Source organism: Hyphomicrobium sp. GJ21 (assembly GCF_001006785.1).
GTDB lineage: Bacteria > Pseudomonadota > Alphaproteobacteria > Rhizobiales > Hyphomicrobiaceae > Hyphomicrobium_B.
This window is the reverse complement of record NZ_CDHO01000003.1, coordinates 1,902,779-1,920,199: the sequence shown is the minus strand read 5'-3', so window position 1 is coordinate 1,920,199 and position 17,421 is coordinate 1,902,779. Positions and strand designations below refer to the sequence as shown.

Annotated in this window: 13 protein-coding genes; 5 read left to right on the top strand and 8 right to left on the bottom strand. The window is 61.4% G+C overall.

Annotation, left to right across the window (positions count from 1 at the left end):
* Positions 1-27: 27 nt before the first annotated feature.
* Positions 28-3,216, bottom strand: a complete 3,189-nt coding sequence (putA, locus tag HYPGJ_RS17495) for a bifunctional proline dehydrogenase/L-glutamate gamma-semialdehyde dehydrogenase PutA (protein ID WP_046848224.1) — start codon at positions 3,214-3,216, stop codon at positions 28-30.
* A 180-nt stretch (positions 3,217-3,396) separates the two neighbouring features.
* Between putA and panC the strand changes: the two genes are divergently transcribed.
* Entirely contained in the window at positions 3,397-4,257 is an 861-nt protein-coding gene (gene panC, locus HYPGJ_RS17490; protein ID WP_046848529.1) for a pantoate--beta-alanine ligase, read from the top strand.
* 171 nt (positions 4,258-4,428) lie between these two features.
* Entirely contained in the window at positions 4,429-6,438 is a 2,010-nt protein-coding gene (gene parE, locus HYPGJ_RS17485; protein ID WP_046848223.1) for a DNA topoisomerase IV subunit B, read from the top strand.
* Between the two features lie 90 nt (positions 6,439-6,528).
* Here parE and HYPGJ_RS17480 read toward each other — a convergent pair whose 3' ends face one another.
* On the bottom strand, positions 6,529-7,926 hold the full coding sequence (locus HYPGJ_RS17480; protein WP_046848222.1) for a fatty acid desaturase: 1,398 nt from the start codon (positions 7,924-7,926) through the stop codon (positions 6,529-6,531).
* Between the two features lie 308 nt (positions 7,927-8,234).
* Between HYPGJ_RS17480 and HYPGJ_RS17475 the strand changes: the two genes are divergently transcribed.
* The 3 genes from HYPGJ_RS17475 (at position 8,235) to HYPGJ_RS17465 (ending at position 11,343) form a co-directional block, all read left to right on the top strand.
* Positions 8,235-8,906 carry an aquaporin gene (locus tag HYPGJ_RS17475; protein WP_046848221.1) on the top strand — a complete coding sequence of 224 codons (672 nt, stop codon included), beginning with the start codon at positions 8,235-8,237 and terminating at the stop codon, positions 8,904-8,906.
* 335 nt (positions 8,907-9,241) lie between these two features.
* Positions 9,242-10,864, top strand: coding sequence for a DEAD/DEAH box helicase (locus HYPGJ_RS17470; RefSeq protein WP_046848220.1), 1,623 nt, complete (start codon positions 9,242-9,244; stop codon positions 10,862-10,864).
* 206 nt (positions 10,865-11,070) lie between these two features.
* Entirely contained in the window at positions 11,071-11,343 is a 273-nt protein-coding gene (locus HYPGJ_RS17465; RefSeq protein ID WP_046848219.1) for a hypothetical protein, read from the top strand.
* A 95-nt stretch (positions 11,344-11,438) separates the two neighbouring features.
* Here the strand turns inward: HYPGJ_RS17465 and HYPGJ_RS17460 are convergent, their stop codons facing one another.
* From HYPGJ_RS17460 to sufB, 6 genes are all read right to left on the bottom strand, one after another.
* Positions 11,439-11,795 (bottom strand): iron-sulfur cluster assembly accessory protein, encoded by a 357-nt coding sequence (locus tag HYPGJ_RS17460; RefSeq protein WP_046848218.1) that lies wholly within the window; start codon positions 11,793-11,795, stop codon positions 11,439-11,441.
* 93 nt (positions 11,796-11,888) lie between these two features.
* Positions 11,889-12,335 carry an SUF system Fe-S cluster assembly protein gene (locus HYPGJ_RS17455; RefSeq protein ID WP_200185778.1) on the bottom strand — a complete coding sequence of 149 codons (447 nt, stop codon included), beginning with the start codon at positions 12,333-12,335 and terminating at the stop codon, positions 11,889-11,891.
* 27 nt (positions 12,336-12,362) lie between these two features.
* Positions 12,363-13,646: a cysteine desulfurase gene (locus HYPGJ_RS17450; protein ID WP_083984170.1), complete on the bottom strand. Its 1,284-nt coding sequence runs from the start codon at positions 13,644-13,646 to the stop codon at positions 12,363-12,365.
* Between the two features lie 8 nt (positions 13,647-13,654).
* Positions 13,655-14,989 (bottom strand): Fe-S cluster assembly protein SufD, encoded by a 1,335-nt coding sequence (sufD, locus tag HYPGJ_RS17445; protein WP_046848217.1) that lies wholly within the window; start codon positions 14,987-14,989, stop codon positions 13,655-13,657.
* Between the two features lies 1 nt (position 14,990).
* Positions 14,991-15,746, bottom strand: a complete 756-nt coding sequence (sufC, locus tag HYPGJ_RS17440; protein WP_046848216.1) for a Fe-S cluster assembly ATPase SufC — start codon at positions 15,744-15,746, stop codon at positions 14,991-14,993.
* Positions 15,747-15,910: 164 nt separating this feature from the next.
* Positions 15,911-17,380: a Fe-S cluster assembly protein SufB gene (gene sufB / locus HYPGJ_RS17435; protein ID WP_046848215.1), complete on the bottom strand. Its 1,470-nt coding sequence runs from the start codon at positions 17,378-17,380 to the stop codon at positions 15,911-15,913.
* Positions 17,381-17,421 lie beyond the last annotated feature (41 nt).

The following is a 17,421-nucleotide window of genomic DNA, read 5'->3' as shown; positions in this document are numbered from 1 at the left end:
CGATGCGGCAATGGGTGACCGGCGTACCTATGAGCCCGTCGGGCTTTTGCCACTCAGTAGCGTATAGTTGCCGCCGGTCGCAGTAATGTCGGTCGAGCGCGTGCGTTCCGTTGCGAAGCGCAGAAGATAGTTCGGGCCTCCCGCTTTCGGACCGGTTCCGGAAAGGCCCTCGCCGCCGAACGGCTGGACGCCTACAACGGCCCCGATCTGGTTGCGATTGATGTAAAGATTTCCGACGCGCGCGTTCTCGGACACGTATTGCGCGACGCTTTCGATGCGACTGTGGAGCCCAAGCGTCAGGCCATAGCCGGTGGCGTTCAGCGCCGCGACGACCTTGTCGAGATGATCGCGCTGATAGCGGATCATGTGCAGGATCGGTCCGAAGACTTCGTGGTCGAGCTTGGCGAGACGATCGATCTCGAACAGCGCGGGCGTGACGTATGTTCCGGCGCGGCAAGCTTCGGGCATCGCCAGGTCGACGATTTCGCGCGCCTCGCGCTGCATACGAACTTTGTGGCTTTCGAGCGCATCCTGCGCCGTCTCGTCGATGACGGGACCGATGTCGGTCGCGTAGTCGAGCGGATCGCCGACGTCGAGCGCCTCGATCGCGCCAGCGAGCATCGAACGGATACGTGACGCGCTTTCATCCTGAACGAACAAGATGCGCGCGGCCGAGCAGCGTTGTCCGGCGCTGTCGAACGCGGAGCGCACCGCATCGCGCACCACCTGCTCGGGCAGCGCGGATGAGTCTGCGATCATCGCGTTGATGCCGCCGGTCTCCGCAATAAATGGAATGATCGCGCCGCGCCGGTCGACCAGTGATTTTTGGATGGCCCAGGCCGTTTCGCCGGAGCCGGTAAACACGACGCCTTCGATGCGCTGATCCTTGACGAGCGCTTCGCCAAGTTTGCCGCCGCCGGTAACGAGATGGAGTACATCGCGCGGAATCCCGGCTTCGTGCAGAAGTTTCACGACGAGGTAGCCGGCGATCGGCGTCTGCTCCGCGGGCTTCGCGATGACCGAATTTCCGGCTGCGAGCGCCGCCGCGATCTGTCCCGTAAAGATCGCGACTGGGAAGTTCCACGGTGAGATGCAGGCGAACGGTCCGCGCCCTCTGAGCGTCAACGTATTGTCTTCGCCGGTCGGGCCGCGAAGGCGAATTGCGTTCGAAAATAGCCGCCGCGCCTCGACTGCGTAATAGCGGAGATAATCGACCGCCTCGCGAAGTTCGGCCTGCGCGGCGTCGAGCGTTTTTCCGGCTTCGCGGATCAGTGCCGCCAAAAGCGTCGCGCGGTCGCGCTCGAAAAGATCGGCAGCCGTTTCGAGGATGCGAGCGCGCTCGGCCGCGTCTGTTCGTTCCCAGCGCACGAACGCGTTGCGGGCACTCGTGATCGCATCTTCGAGATTTTGCGGCGTTGCGAGCCGCACCGATCCGATGCGCTCGCGATGATCATGCGGCGAGACTGCGAATGCCGCCGCGTCGCCTGCCGTCGTCGCCGTGCCATTGACGATCGGTCCCGCGGCGAAGGGCGTTTTCAGCACCTTGCCGATATCGGCGAGAAGCGAATTGCGAACGCTCGCCTCGACGAGCGGCAGGCCAGCGCTGTTCTTGCGTTCGGGAAGATAGATGTCGCGCGGACGGGTCAGCAGCACGGGGCGGTCGCCGGAAGTATATTCGCGGTCGGCGATCTCGACGGGGTCGGCGATGATGTCGGACACCGACGTTTCATCGTCACCAAGGCGATTGACGAACGACGTGTTGGCGCCGTTTTCGAGTAACCGGCGAACGAGATAGCCGAGCAAATCCTCGTGGCCGCCGACCGGCGCGTAAATCCGGCAGGGACGCCCGAACTGTCCGACGCCGACAATCTGCTCGTAAAGGGCTTCGCCCATGCCGTGCAGGCGCTGGTACTCGAATTCGATCGCGCCGCCCGCGACGGACGCCGAAGCGATGCTGTGGGCGTTGTGGGTCGCGAACTGCGGATAGAAGGCGACTGGCTCCGAAATCAGCAAACGCATCGCGGCGAGATACGATACGTCCGTGTGCAGTTTGCGCGAGAACACCGGATAATCTTCGAGGCCGCGCTCCTGTGCCCATTTGATTTCGCTGTCCCAATACGCGCCTTTGACGAGCCGCACCGGAATGCGCTTGCCGGTCTGCTCGGAAAGCCTGCGAAGCCAGCGAATGAGCGGGATGGCGCGCTTGCCGTAGGCTTGCACGGCCAGGCCAAGACCGTTCCAGTTGTCGAGCTGCGGGTTGACGAGCATCTCGCCGAACATTCCTGCGGTGATGTCGAGCCGATCCTGTTCCTCCGCGTCGATGGTCAGCCCAAGACCTTTTGCCCTCGCTGCGCGCGCGAGCGTCAGAAGGCGCGGCGCGAGTTCGGCGTGGAGGCGATGTTCCTTGCCGGGCTCGAAACGCGGATGCAGCGCCGACAGCTTCACCGAGATCGACGGCCGCTCGAAAATCGCGTCGACGTTGGTCGCCGTGAACGGCGGCGCGGCATTTCCGACAGCGTCGATTGCCGCCATGTAGCGCTGGAAATAGCGCTCGGCATCACGCTCGGAGCGCGCGGCTTCGCCCAGCATGTCATAGGAGAAGCGGTAGCCTTTTTCCTCAAAGTCGCGGGCGCGCGACAACGCGGATTCAATCGTCGAGCCGAGCACGAACTGTTCGCCGAGCAGCCGGACGGCCTGGCGCACGGCGAGGCGGATCGTCGGTTCGCCCGAGCGCGCGACGAGGCGTTTCAGCGCTTGCAGCGGATTGGCGCCCTTCGCCTCTTTGAGCTTTACGATGCGACCCGTCAGCATCAAGCCCCAGGTCGAGGCGTTGACGAGCAAGCTGTCGGACTGGCCGAGATGCTTGTCCCAGGCGCCGCCGGAAATCTTGTCGGCGATGAACGCGTTCGCGGTTTCGGTGTCGGGAATTCGGAGCAGCGCCTCGGCGAGGCACATCAGAATGACGCCCTCGTCCGTCGCCAAGCCGTATTCGTGCATGAAGGCGTCGACGCCGGAGTGATCGGCCTTGTTGGCGCGGGCGGTGTGAACCAACCGGCGCGCGACGTCGGCGATACGGCGGCGCTCGTCTTCGGCGAAGAAAGCGCGTTCGATCAGGGCGCCGACGAGACGCGGTTCATCCGCCAGGTATTGCGCGGAAAGTTCATCCCGTGGAGGGAGCGCCCGCTGTAAATCTTCATGCCGCAATGCCGCGACCATTCTTTGTAACCCGCTGTATCCAGACGCTGTCCGACGATTCGCCTGCTGACCTGAGCATAGCAGATCGCGAAAATGTCCGCTGCCCTGCTCACGCTGCCTTCCCTCCCCAATTCGCTTGACGGGGTGCCTCGTCTGACGGCAGGAACTGCCTCGAGTCTCAGCAAAAATAAGGCGCGCGTCGTGAGCCATTCCGTCAAGATCGTTTCCACCGTCCGGGACCTGAGACAGGCGACGGCCGACTGGCGCCGTTCCGGCAAAACGATCGCGCTGGTGCCGACAATGGGCGCGCTGCATCCGGGGCATGTCTCGCTGGTGAGGCAGGCCAAGGACCGTGCCGACAAGGTCGTCGTGTCGATCTTCGTCAACCCGACGCAGTTTGCTCCGCACGAGGATCTGGCGCGCTATCCTCGCGATGAAGCCGGAGACGTCGCCAAGCTCGCGGAGGCCGAAGCCGATCTCGTCTGGGCTCCGGGCGTGGATGAGATGTATCCGGCAGGTTTCTCGACCGGCGTCAAAGCGGGCAGCGCATCGGCCGACCTCGAAGGCGCGTTCCGGCCGCACCATTTCGACGGCGTCGCGACAGTGTGTGCGAAGCTTTTCAACCAGGTCACGCCCGACGTCGCGATCTTCGGCGAAAAGGACTTCCAGCAGCTCGCGGTGCTCAGGCAGCTGGTCGACGACCTCAATATGCCATTGACGCTCATTGCTGCGCCGACGGTGCGCGAAGCGGACGGTCTGGCTCTGTCGTCGCGCAATGCCTACCTCTCGGAGAAGGAGCGCGCGATTGCGCCGGCTCTCTATGCGACGATCACGGAGGCGGCCGAAAGAATCGCCGCCGGGACGCCGTTCAGCGTCGTGACGACGGACGCGACGGCGCGCCTCGTGGAGGCTGGTTTCACGAAAGTCGATTATATCGGTGTCCGCGACGCCGCGACGCTCAGCGCCGCCACCGTTCCGGGAAAACCGCTGCGTATTCTGGCCGCTGCGTGGCTCGGAAAGACGCGGCTTATCGACAATGTCGCAGCCGGAAGCCAACCTTAAGTGGCGGTTCGGCCACAAAGCATATTGGGTGTGGTGGCACCGGGCGCGGCTCGGTCTATAAGGACGTCTCCAAGATTCGCCTCAGCGGTTCTGCTGTCGTGCGTCAGGCCGTTTCAGGGGCTCTCGGGTTCCGGCGTGTGCCTGTCGGCGTGACATGATTGAGGATTGCTCATGGGCCGATCGCAGATTGATCTCTTTTCGGAATTCGACAGCGAAATGACTGAAAAATCGTCGCGCGCCCGTAAGCCGGCCGACAGCACCGGCTACAGCGAGCATGACATCGAAGTGCTCGAAGGCCTGGAGCCCGTTCGCCGCCGCCCCGGCATGTACATCGGCGGCACGGACGAGAAGGCGATGCATCACCTCTTCGCCGAGGTGATCGATAACTCGATGGACGAAGCCGTCGCCGGTCATGCGACGTGGATCGAGGTCGAGCTTTCCGCTGACGGGTTCCTCGCCGTCACCGACAACGGCCGCGGCATTCCGGTCGGCCCGTATCCGAAGAACAAGAGCCTCAGCACACTCGAAGTCGTGCTGACTGTGCTGCACGCGGGCGGCAAGTTCGACTCGAAGGCCTACAATACGTCGGGCGGCCTGCACGGCGTCGGCGTGTCTGTCGTCAACGCGCTCTCGGAAACGCTCGAAGTGCAGGTAGCGCGCGACCAGCAGCTTTACCGGATGGTCTTTTCGCGCGGTATTCCGCAGACGAAGCTCGAAAAGCTCGGTTCGATCATGAACCGGCGCGGCACCAAGGTTCGTTTCCGTCCGGACGAGAAGATTTTCGGAAAGGGCGCGGCATTCAAGCCGTCGCGGCTTTTGAAAATGTCGCGCGCCAAGGCTTATCTTTTCGCGGGCGTCGAGATCCGCTGGAAGTGCGCGCCGGAACTGATCAAGGACGATACGCCGTCAGAAGCCGTTTTCCACTTCCCCGGCGGACTCGCCGACTATCTGACTGAGTCAATCGATGGCCGCACGCGCGTCACGAAGGATATTTTTTCGGGTCGCATCGAAAAAGAGGGCGGTCACGGCTCGGTCGAATGGGCAGTCGCCTGGATTTCGGACGAGGACGGTTTCTCCCTCTCCTATTGCAACACGGTTCCGACGGCCGAAGGCGGCACGCACGAGAACGGCTTGAGGCAAGCTCTCTATAAAGGGCTTCGCGCCTATGGCGAGCTGACCGGCAACAAGAAAGCGCAGCAGATCACGTCGGAAGACGTGATGAGCACGGCGGCGTCAACACTGTCCGTCTTTATCCGCGAACCTGAATTCCAGGGGCAGACCAAAGATAAGCTTGCGACGGTCGAAGCGACGAAGATTGTCGAGACGGCGGTGCGCGATGCTTTCGATCATTGGCTCGCGGATTCGCCGCAGCAGGCGACGAAGCTGCTCGAGTGGACCGTGGACCAGTCGGAAGAACGTCTGAAGCGGCGCCGCGAAAAAGAAGTCGGGCGCCAGTCGGCGACGCGCAAGCTGCGTCTGCCGGGCAAGCTTGCCGATTGCTCGATCCAGCAAGCTGCGGGTACCGAAATTTTCATCGTCGAGGGCGACTCGGCCGGTGGCAGCGCCAAGAGCGCGCGCGATCGCGAAACGCAGGCCGTGCTTCCTTTGCGCGGCAAGATTTTGAACGTCGCGAATGCTTCCTCCGCGAAGCTGTCGCAGAACCAGCTTCTCGCCGATCTCATTCAGGCGCTCGGCGCGGGTACGGCAGCAAAATACCGCGACGAAGATCTGCGCTATGAGCGCGTGATCATCATGACTGACGCCGACGTCGACGGCGCGCACATCGCGTCGTTGCTGATTACGTTCTTCTATCAGGAGATGCCGGAGCTGATCGAGAACGGACATCTGTTTCTCGCGGTGCCGCCGCTCTACAAAATCTCCGACAAGTCGGATGTTGCGTATGCGCGTAACGAGGCGCATCGCGATCAGCTCATCGAGACGCAATTCAAGAACAAGAAGCCGAAAGTCACACGCTTCAAAGGTCTCGGCGAGATGGACTTCAAGGATCTCAAGGAAACGACGATGGACAAGCGGCGGCGCACGCTGCTGCGCGTCGCGATCGGCGAAGGCGAACGCGATATGTTATCCGAGGTCGTGAATTCGCTGATGGGATCGAAGCCCGAAGCGCGATTCCGATTCATTCAGGAGCGGGCGGCGTTCGCGAAGGATCTGGATATCTAGTCCGCGTTCCTAAGCGAAGCTTCTTTCGTCGCCCCGATCATCCGGTCTTAGGCCACCTTCTCACGACGTGCGAAGGAATGACTGAGGGTCTCACTTGCCTTTGACGGAGGCTTCGTTCTCGCGCGCGATGGCGTCGGGATTGCGAACCTTCGCATACTCGAGCGTCGAGGTGTCGACGTAGACGTCTTCCTGATTCTTCGGCGCGTACTTCTCTCCGAGCACCTCTACGACAGTCGGATTGCGCCCTTCGGTCTCACCATGCGGTGAGTTGAAGTAGCCTTCCACGATGACGCCTTTCTCGCGGTATTCGGGTTCCTGCAGCAACAGCTCGTGCAAGCCTTGCAGCTTGTAGTGCGGGACGGACGCATAGATGTGATGCGGCAGGTGATAGTCCATGCCGAACGGAAACACCGCGTAGCGAATGAACGGATTGACGAGGAACACGCGCGAGTTCGTATAGCGCCCACGATCGGCGTTTCCGTGCTGCACCCATTGGCGCATGATCATGAACAGCGGGAACGTCGTGAACAACGGCACGACCCACAGCAGCGCGAAGTAGCGCCACGCCTGTCCGTAGCCGCCGACTTCGATGGCGGTCAGCGCCGCGTACAGGATCGCCATGTATGCGACGCGACTGATGTTCGTCGTTCGATGCGAGATGACCGTTTCGACATGCGCGTGCGGAAGCTTGTTCTCGTCGAGGCGCGCGAAGTACGTCACGACGAGCGCGGTCAGCGCCGCGAGCACTGCAAACGCCAACGCGCCGTGACCTGATCGAACCAGCGGAATAACCAAGGCCGGTGCGGTGACGGCGTAAAGAATTCCCGCCAGCGTCGGAAGCTTCTCGCCGCGCTTTTCGCGATCGACGTACGGGTTGTTGACGGTCCCGAGCGCGCTATAGCGGGCGCGCGCGATCGTGTAGCGAAACAAATTCGGCAGCCAGAGCTGCTTGCCGAGCGCCGCCAGCATCTCGAAATGCGTAATCGGAAAATCGAGATCGTGGCCGCTATCGTGCAGCTGCGCACAATCGGGATCGCGTACCGGATCATTGATGAACTGGTGATGCGCGAGATGATGCAAACGGAAATGGAAGGTCGACGTGTAGATCGGAAACGCCGCCAGCCAATCCGACGTCAGTTCGTTCAGCGTTTTATTCTCGAATAGAATGAAATGCGTGCCTTCGTGTATGACGCCGCCGAATTGATGTTGCGAGGCGCCGATCACCACGATCGCGACGAGCGTCGCGGGAATATTCCACCACCACTCCAGTCCTGCTGCGGCGACGGCGTGGTAGCTCCAGATCGCACCACCAATGGCGGCAGCGATCACCAAATAGACGAAGCCAATATGATAGAAATTCGTGGAGTTATCGCGCTTCTTCAATTCGCGGATGGCTTCGCCTCGCCGCTGCCCTTTCGGACGCGTCGCGCCTGGCGCAACTGCGGGTTCAGCTATCAGCTCGGTCTTCGCAAAGGCGTTTGCAGTCATCTGTCGAAAACCCTCGGCCAGTCAGAAGAGCCTTTACAGACGCGGTCGTCACTAGGCGCTTCGCGCCGTTGCTGAATGCACGTTACGCCTCGGAGCACCAATCAGAAAATCAATTCGGCTGACATGACAAATAAGCAATTCTCGGTTTGTGACGGGATTCCAACGCTTTTTCTCAATTTGAGGTAGCCCGTCTCCTGTCGGCCGGCTCGCTCCATTCATCGATCTCAGTTAGACTTATTCAGCGCGGCAATGATTCGAATCAAGAGAATCGCGGTGCGCGCAGACATTGCCCTAGGGGAAAATATTGCATGAATAGCAGAGCAATCGCGGCCGAAGTGGTCGGCACCTTTATGCTGATGGCGTCCGTTCTCGGAGCCGCCTTTTACTCATTCGGAGCGCCCGCCGGCGCAGCCGGTATTCTCGGTGTCGCATTGTCAATCGGCACCACGGTGATGGTGATGGCATATGCGGTAGGCCAAATCTCAGGCGGTCATTTCAATCCGGCCGTAACGCTCGGGCTGGTCGCGGGTGGCCGTTTCGAAGCAAGCAAGGCTGTGCCTTACATTATCGCGCAGGTCGTCGGTGCGCTGGCGGCGTGCGGCGTGTTCTCCCTCGTCGGCCACACGGGCGCGACGTTCGCTGCGAACGGTTATGGTGAACTGTCGATGCTTAAGGCCAGCCTCGGCGAAGTCTTCATTCTCGAGACCGTGCTGACGGCATTCTTCCTTATCGTCATCATGGGCGTAACGCGCCCGAACGGTCCTGCTCTTCTGGCGCCTGTGGCGATCGGTTTGACGCTCACCGCGATCCATCTGATGGCGATTCCGATCTCGAACGCTTCCGTGAACCCGGCCCGCAGTCTCGGCTCGGCGGTTTACGCTGGCGGCGAAGCGCTGTCGCAGGTTTGGGTATTCTGGGCTGCGCCGATCCTTGGCGGCGTCATCGGCGGTGTCGTCGGCCGGTGGCTGCTCGAAGACTGATCGCGACACATCTTATGCAACGGGGCGGGGATCGAGGTCTCCGCTCCGCTCATTGTCGGGCCCGACCGGGCTTTCGCTGCCGCCGCCCGTGACAGAAACGCGCGGCCTGGCGGCGCAAAACCACCGAGTTTTCCTTGCACTTCAGTCTGATGTATGCGAGCACGCAGGCGTGCCGGAGCGCAGGGGATCGAGTTTGCGCATTTTTTAACGCATTTTGATCCGCACTCCCATTTCGGCTTTGGACCTTTTCGGCACCTATCCCCCTGCGCTCTCAATCGAACGTCTGGTGCTCGCGCACCGGAGTTTTTGGGTTGTGCAGATGGAGACCTTGACTGTTGGACAGCAAGACGTTCGCTGACCTCGGGCTTTCGCCCAAGGTTCAAGCGGCCGTAACGGCCGCGGGATATGTAAATCCCACCCCTATTCAAGCCGCAGCCATTCCGGTCGCTCTGACCGGACGTGACGTTCTCGGCATCGCCCAAACGGGCACAGGCAAAACCGCCTCTTTTGTTCTTCCGATGATTACGCGGCTCGAGACGGGGCGCGCGCGCGCGCGAATGCCTCGCTCGCTGATCCTGGCGCCGACGCGCGAGCTTGCCGCGCAGGTTGCGCAGAGCTTCGAGAAGTACGGCACCAATCATAAGCTCTCCGTCGCGCTGCTGATCGGCGGCGTGTCGATGGACGATCAGGTGAAGAAGCTCGATCGCGGCGTCGACGTTCTGATCGCGACACCCGGACGCCTGCTCGATCATTTCGGACGCGGACGCGTGATGCTGATGGGCGTCGAGATTCTCGTCATCGACGAAGCCGACCGTATGCTCGACATGGGGTTCATTCCGGACATCGAGAAAATCTGCAAGCTGCTGCCGCCACGCCGGCAGACACTGTTCTTCTCGGCGACAATGCCGCCCGAAATCACCCGGCTCGTCGATCAGTTCCTGAAGGATCCGACGCGCATCGAAGTCGCCAAGCCGGCTACGACGGCGAAGACGATCACGCAGCGCTTCGTCTACTGCCAGAACGGAGAAGACTGGGCGAAACGCGAGATGCTGCGCGAGTTGATCCGCGACGGCAACGTCAAGAACGCCATCATCTTCTGCAACCGCAAGCGCGACGTGGCGGTGCTTTACAAATCTCTGTCGAAGCACGGTTTCAACGCCGGCGCGCTCCACGGCGACATGGACCAGACGAGCCGAATGGAAACGCTCGACAAGTTCCGCAACGGCGAGATCATGCTGCTCGCCGCCTCCGACGTCGCGGCGCGTGGCCTCGACATTCCGGATGTTTCGCACGTCTTCAATTTCGATCTGCCGTGGGCCGCTGACGATTATGTGCATCGCATCGGGCGCACGGGGCGAGCGGGACGTGAAGGTCATTCGGCGTCGCTCGTCAGTCCGGACGACCTGAAATTCGTCGCGGACATCGAGAAGGTGACCGGCGAAACTGCGATCTGGCTTGGCGATCCTCCGAGCGAGGAAGACATCGCGGGTGCTGGCAAACGACGCCGGGGTCGCGGCGGACGCGGAGCTTCGCAGGCGAAATCCGGGCGCTCGCACGGCAACCGGGACGCGCGCAAACCCGAGCCGAGAAAAGTCAACGGCGCACCGCAACAGCGCGAGCAACATGGCGGTGAGCAGGAGTCCAAGGCTGAACGTCCGCAGGCGGCCTCGCCCGCGCCCCAGCAGGCAAAACGCGAACGTCCGCGCACGAACGAACAGCAGCCGCCACGAGATAAACCTCAGCGGACTGCTCAGCGTCCGCGCGCGGCTGACAGTTGGACGGACGAGCCGAAGGCGCCGCAGCGTCGCGGTCCTGCGCCGGAGCGTTCGCCTGCTGCCGAGCCGGTTCGCAAGCCGCAACCTGCTCCCCGCCATGACGAGCGCGTCGGATTCGCGGAGAATATTCCGGCGTTCATGCGCAAGCCATCACGCCCTGCAAAGGTGCCAGGCCGAGGCTAATCGCGCTCGAACTGCAAAGCGACGCCTGAATCCAATCGTTGCGGTATCGGCTGCGTCTTCAATGGCGCCGCCGTTGCCGGCCTAATCCGCCGACCGAAGGGATGATAATCCACCCGGCCTATAGTCGGCGCGCCTGCCCACACCACATGCGGATTTCGGACGGCGGAGAGGCACGGCTAGACCCGCAGCCAAAGGATTTTGGCGCTATGACCCTCTCGACAAAAGCTCTCGTCGCGGCCGCTGCGACGGCACTATCCGCTTGCGTTTTCAGCTTGCCCGCCAGCGCTTTCTATCTGGGCTACGCAAACGGCGATCCGGAGAATTGGGGCTTCTACCAGGAGCAGCACAACGGCGCCTCGCCGCCGGCTGCCACAACGTTGCCCGTTGGCCCTTCCCACGCCTACATCATCCACAATGGGCGAGCCTACGTCCCGGCCAGTGAAGAGTGGCGCGGTTATAACAGCGAGCGAATGCGCTGACTCCTGCGTAACGAACGACGCTTCGGAGGAAATGAAAACATACGAGGCGTCGCTAGAGCAGCGGCGTCTCGGAAAACATCAGACCCAACGGCTTGTTACCGATCGGCTGGCGCGAAGCCTTCCGGCACGGCCGGTTCGAGATTGACGCTCTCGCCGCAGCCGCACGCGCTCTTCTGGTTCGGATTGTTGAATACGAACTGCGATGAAAGCTTGTCCGTTTTGAAGTCCATCTCGGTGCCGAGCAGATACATGATCGCGGCGGGATCGATGAGCACGGTCGCGCCCTTGTCCTCGATCACCTCGTCGAACTTCCCGATCTGATCAGCCCACGTCATCGTATATTCCATGCCCGCGCAGCCGCCCTTCTTGATGCCGATCTTCAGCGCCTTGACGCCGGGCTTCTGGGCAATCAACGCCGCGACGCGCGCCGCAGCGGCGTCCGTCAACGTCATGACTTTTGGTATCATTCTAAGCGAGGGCACGCGCGCCTCCGTGGTTCGAACCGGCCAAGTATATGGGTATTCGCGAGCCAAATACGAGGTACATCAGAACATACCGATCGCAAGACGGGCTTCGTCCGACATGCGGCTCTGATCCCAGGGCGGGGTAAACACGATGTTGACCTTCGTGTGGGCAACGCCCGGGACGGCGCTGACGGCGTTTTCAACCCAGACCGGCATTTCGCCCGCGACCGGACAGCCGGGCGCGGTGAGCGTCATATCGATGACGACGTTGCGATCATCGTCGATCTCGACCTTGTAGATCAACCCCAGCTCGTAGATGTCGGCCGGAATTTCAGGGTCGTAAACAGTCTTCAGCGCGGCGACGATATCGTTTGTCAGACGATCGATTTCTTCCGCCGACAAGGCCGACGATGTGCTTGGCGCAGGCGATTCCGCGCTTGCTGTCGCGTTGCCGTCGGCTGATGGCGCGGTGACTGGCGTGTCCAACGCCTCGACGGCCGTCTTCAAAGCTTCGCGCTCATCGGTCATATGCTTCCCATCCATTTTGGAAGCTCCTTACGTAAAGAGATCATGAGCCTTGGTGAGCGCTGTCACGAGCGCGTCAGCCTCGGCTTTAGTGTTGTACAATGCGAACGAGGCACGGCAGGTTGCCGTCACGCCCAAACGTTCCATCAGCGGCTGCGCGCAATGGTGTCCAGCGCGGATCGCGACGCCCGAGCGATCGATGATCGTCGAGACGTCGTGCGGATGCAGGCCGTCAATTGTGAACGAGAAGATCGCGCCTTTGCCGGGCGCCGTGCCGTAAAGCTTCAACCACGGAAGCTCGCTTAACCGTTCGGCGGCGTAGGCGCCGAGTTCGGCTTCGTAACGCGCGATGCGGTCGCGGCCGATCTGCATCATGTAGTTCAGCGCCGCGTTCAAACCCACGGCTTCGACGATCGCGGGCGTTCCGGCTTCGAAGCGATGCGGCGCCTTCGCGTAGGTGATGCGATCGACGGAGACGTGCTCGATCATATCGCCGCCGCCTTCGTAGGGCGGCATCGATTCCAGATGCTCGCGCTTGGCGTAGAGCACGCCGATGCCCGACGGCCCGTAGGTCTTGTGACCCGTGAAGACGTAGAAATCGCAATCGAGGTCGCGCACGTCGACGGTCATGTGCACAGCCGACTGGCTCCCGTCGATCAGAACCGGCACGCCCTTGGCGTGAGCGATGCGCACGATCTCCTTCACCGGATTGATCGTGCCGAGCACGTTCGACATATGCGTGACGGCGACGAGCTTCGTGCGCTTGGTGATCAGCTGATCCAACTTGTCTACGAGCAGCTCGCCGCGATCGGTCATCGGCGCCCATTTCAGCACCGCGCCGTTGCGCTCGCGCAGAAAATGCCACGGCACGATATTGGCGTGATGCTCCATGATCGTGATGACGATCTCGTCGCCCTCGCCGATGCGCGGCTCGCCGAAGGAGCGCGCGACGAGGTTGATCGCGCCGGTCGCGTTGCGAGTGAAAATGATCTCGTCCGAATGCTCGGCGTTGAGAAAGCGGCGCGCCGTCTCGCGTGCCGTCTCGTAATGATCGGTCGCGACGTTCGAGAGATGGTGCAGGCCGCGATGCACGTTCGCGTATTCGAAGCGATAGGCATAGTCCATCGCTTCTATGACGGAGCGCGGCTTCTGAGCCGACGCGCCGTTGTCGAGATAAACGAGCGGGCGGTCGTGGACCTCGCGAAACAGGATCGGGAAGTCGGCGCGAATAAGCTCCACGTCGTAAGGCGCGGCGGTGAGGCCCGATTGCGACGCGGCGCTGCGCACAGCGGCAACTTTCGTTTCACTTCCCATTCAAAATCCTATCCGCGTGCCGCGTTTGAAAGCCAATTGACCGCAAACGCCATCAACGCCGTGTGAAGCTCCGGATTTTCGACCTTGTCGATCGCTTCGCCGATGAAGGACTCGATCATCAACGCGCGCGCCTCAGCTTCCGGAATACCGCGCGACCGGCAATAAAAGAGCAGGTCGGCATCAAGCTCGGCGGATGTCGTGCCGTGACCGCAGACGACATCGTCGGCGAAGATTTCAAGCTCGGGCTTCGAGTCGAATTCGGCATCCGCCGACAGCATCAGAGCCTGAGCCATTTGCTTGCCGTCGGTTTTCTGGGCATCCGGCCGAACGATGATCTTGCCCTGGAATACGCCGCGACCATGATCGTCGAGCACGCCCTTGAACAGCTCGCGGCTCTCGCAGTTGGGCACTGCGTGATCGACGACGAGCGTGGTATCGACGTGCTCGTGCGCGCGGGCCATGTAGGCGCCGGACAAATCGAGCTTGCCGTGTTCACCGGCGTAGCGGACGTTGATCTCGTTGCGCGCCAGCCCGAGGCCGGACGAAAACTGGAAGCCGCGATACGTTGCATCGGCTCCTAGAACCACGTCCCAATCGGCGAGATGCAGGCATTTGCCGTCATCGACCGCGACCTTGGCATGATGCAGGGTCGCGCCTTTTCCGACGCTGACTTCGGTGAGCGCGTTGCCTTGAGATTCAATTGCGGAACCCGGAAGCACGACGTGCGCTTCGATGATCGTCGCTGTGGCAGCGTCGCCAATCGAGACGAAGTTGCGAACGGTCACGGTCTGTTTGGCACTTCCGGCCCGCACGAACACGACGAGCAGCGGCTTCGCCAACGTCGCCTTGTCGGCGACGCGCACGATGGCGCCGTCGGTCATGAAGGCCGCATTGAGCGCTGCGATCGCGCCGTTGGCGTCGGACTTCGTCAGCGCGTCGGCGACGTTCGTCGGCGCGGATGAAAGCGTTTTTCCGAGCGTCGTCACATCGAGGCCCGAGGCATCCCTCAAGTCATTGAATTCCGCACGGTGATGGCCGTTGACGAAGGCGATGCGATGCGCATCGACGTGGGCAAGCGGCCCGAGCGCGACGATCAATTCTGCGATCGTCAGCGGGGTTTCATCGTGGATAGCCGGCGGCAGCACGTCCTTCAGATTGCCGCGCAGGTCCGTGTACTTCCATTCCTCGATGCGCCGGTGCGGCAGGCCGAGAGACCCGAATGCACCGATGGCTTCAGCTCGCCGCGCCTTGACCGCAGCGCTTCCCGGCAACTTGGCGGCGGACGCTTCGAAAGCCTCCGTCAGCGCCTGCTCGGCCTTTGTTTTCATCAATGCCACGTTCATGTCACGCTGCCTTGCCGGTGAAGTCCGCGTATCCCGATTTCTCGAGTTCGAGTGCGAGTTCCTTGCCGCCTGTTTTCTGAATGCGGCCGTCGGCCAAGACGTGAACCTTGTCGGGGACGATATAGTTCAAGAGCCGCTGATAGTGCGTGATGACGAGGAACGCGCGATCCTTGTCGCGAAGCGCGTTGACGCCTTCGGCAACGACGCGCAGTGCGTCGATGTCGAGGCCGGAATCGGTTTCATCCAGCACGCAGAGCGTCGGCTCGAGCAGAGCCATCTGCAGAATCTCGGAACGCTTCTTCTCGCCGCCCGAGAAGCCGACGTTGACGGGGCGCTTCAGCATGTTGACGTCAATGTTGAGCTTTTCGCCCTTTTCCTTGACGATCTTCATGAAGGCGGGCGTCGTCAGCTCGGCTTCGCCGCGCTTCTTTCTCACCGCGTTCATCGCCGTGCGGAGGAACGTCAGGCCGGCGACGCCAGGGATTTCCATCGGATACTGAAACGCGAGGAAGACGCCTTTCGCGGCGCGCTCGTCGGGTTCCATTTCCAGAATGGATTCGCCGTTCCAGAGAATGTCGCCGCCGGTGACTTCATAGCCGGCGCGGCCTGCGAGCACGTAAGCGAGCGTCGATTTGCCGGAACCGTTCGGTCCCATGATCGCGTGAACTTCGCCTTTTGGAACAGTGAGCGACAATCCCTTCAGGATCACGCGATCTTCGTCTTCGAGCTTTACGTGCAGATCTTTAATTTCGAGCATCTTACTTACCTCTGAAGTACCTGTTTGGCCTGTCGGCCTCGTTTCTCTCCCTCTTCCCATTGTTATGGGAAGAGGCTCGGGGAGAGGCGCAGCCGCATACCGCGGCGCCAGCCTCTGCCCCTTATCCTGACCTTCTCCCCGCGAAGGGCGGGGAGAAGGAATTCCTATCCGACGCTGCCTTCGAGCGAGATGCCGATCAGCTTTTGCGTTTCCGCCATGAACTCCATCGGCAAGTGCTGCAGCACGTCGCGAACGAATCCGTTGACGACGAGCGCAACCGCTTCTTCCTGCGAGAGACCGCGCTGCTGGCAATAGAACAGCATGTCGTCGGAAATTTTCGACGTCGTCGCCTCGTGCTCGAAATGCGCGCTCGAGTTCTTGGCTTCGATGTAGGGCACGGTGTGCGCGCCGCACTTGTCGCCGATCAGAAGCGAGTCGCAGTTCGTGAAGTTGCGAACGCCGGTCGCCTTGCGATGCGCCGAGACAAGACCACGATACGTGTTCTGCGAATATCCGGCCGCGATGCCCTTCGAGATGATGCGGCTCGACGAGTTCTTGCCGAGGTGGATCATCTTGGTGCCGCTATCGACCTGCTGATAGCCGTTCGAAACGGCGATCGAGTAGAACTCGCCGCGCGAATAGTCGCCGCGCAGAATGCAGCTCGGATACTTCCAGGTGATCGCGGAGCCGGTTTCAACCTGCGTCCAGGAGATCTTCGAGTGGTGGCCGCGACAGTCGCCGCGCTTGGTCACGAAGTTATAGATGCCGCCCTTGCCCTGGGCGTCTCCCGGATACCAGTTCTGCACGGTCGAATATTTGATCTCGGCATCGTCCAAAGCGACGAGCTCGACGACGGCTGCGTGCAGCTGATTTTCATCGCGCGTCGGCGCGGTGCAGCCTTCGAGATAGGAGACGTAAGAGCCCTTATCCGCGATGATCAGCGTACGCTCGAACTGGCCCGTCTGCTTTTCGTTGATGCGGAAGTAGGTGGACAGCTCCATCGGGCAGCGCACGCCTTCCGGCACGTAGACGAACGAGCCGTCCGAGAACACCGCCGAGTTCAGAGCCGCATAGAAGTTGTCCGACTGCGGCACGACCGAGCCCAGGTACTTCTTCACAAGCTCGGGGTGCTCGCGCACCGCTTCCGAGATCGGACAGAAGATGACGCCGGCTTTCGCCAGCTCTTCCTTGAACGTCGTGACGATCGACACGCTGTCGAACACGGCATCGACCGCGACGCGCGATGACGACACGCCCGCGAGGATTTCCTGCTCTTTCAGCGGAATGCCGAGCTTTTTATAAGTCTCGAGCAACTCGGGATCGACCTCGTCGAGGCTCTTCGGGCCTTCGGTCGATTTCGGCGCGGAATAGTAATAGAGTTCCTGGAAATCGATCTTGGGGTAATGCACCCGCGCCCACGTCGGTTCGGTCATCGCTTTCCAGCGCTGGAACGCCTCGAGACGCCAGTTCAAAAGCCACTCGGGCTCGCCCTTCTTGGCCGAGATGTAGCGCACGGTCGTCTCATCAAGACCCTTCGGAGCTTTGATACTCTCGATCTTGGTTTCAAAACCGTACTTGTACTGGTCGACGTCGATCTTCTTGACTTGATCAATCGTCTCCTGAACAGCAGCCATTTCTCGTCTCTCTTTCAACAATGCCGCAAGCGCGGCCCTTC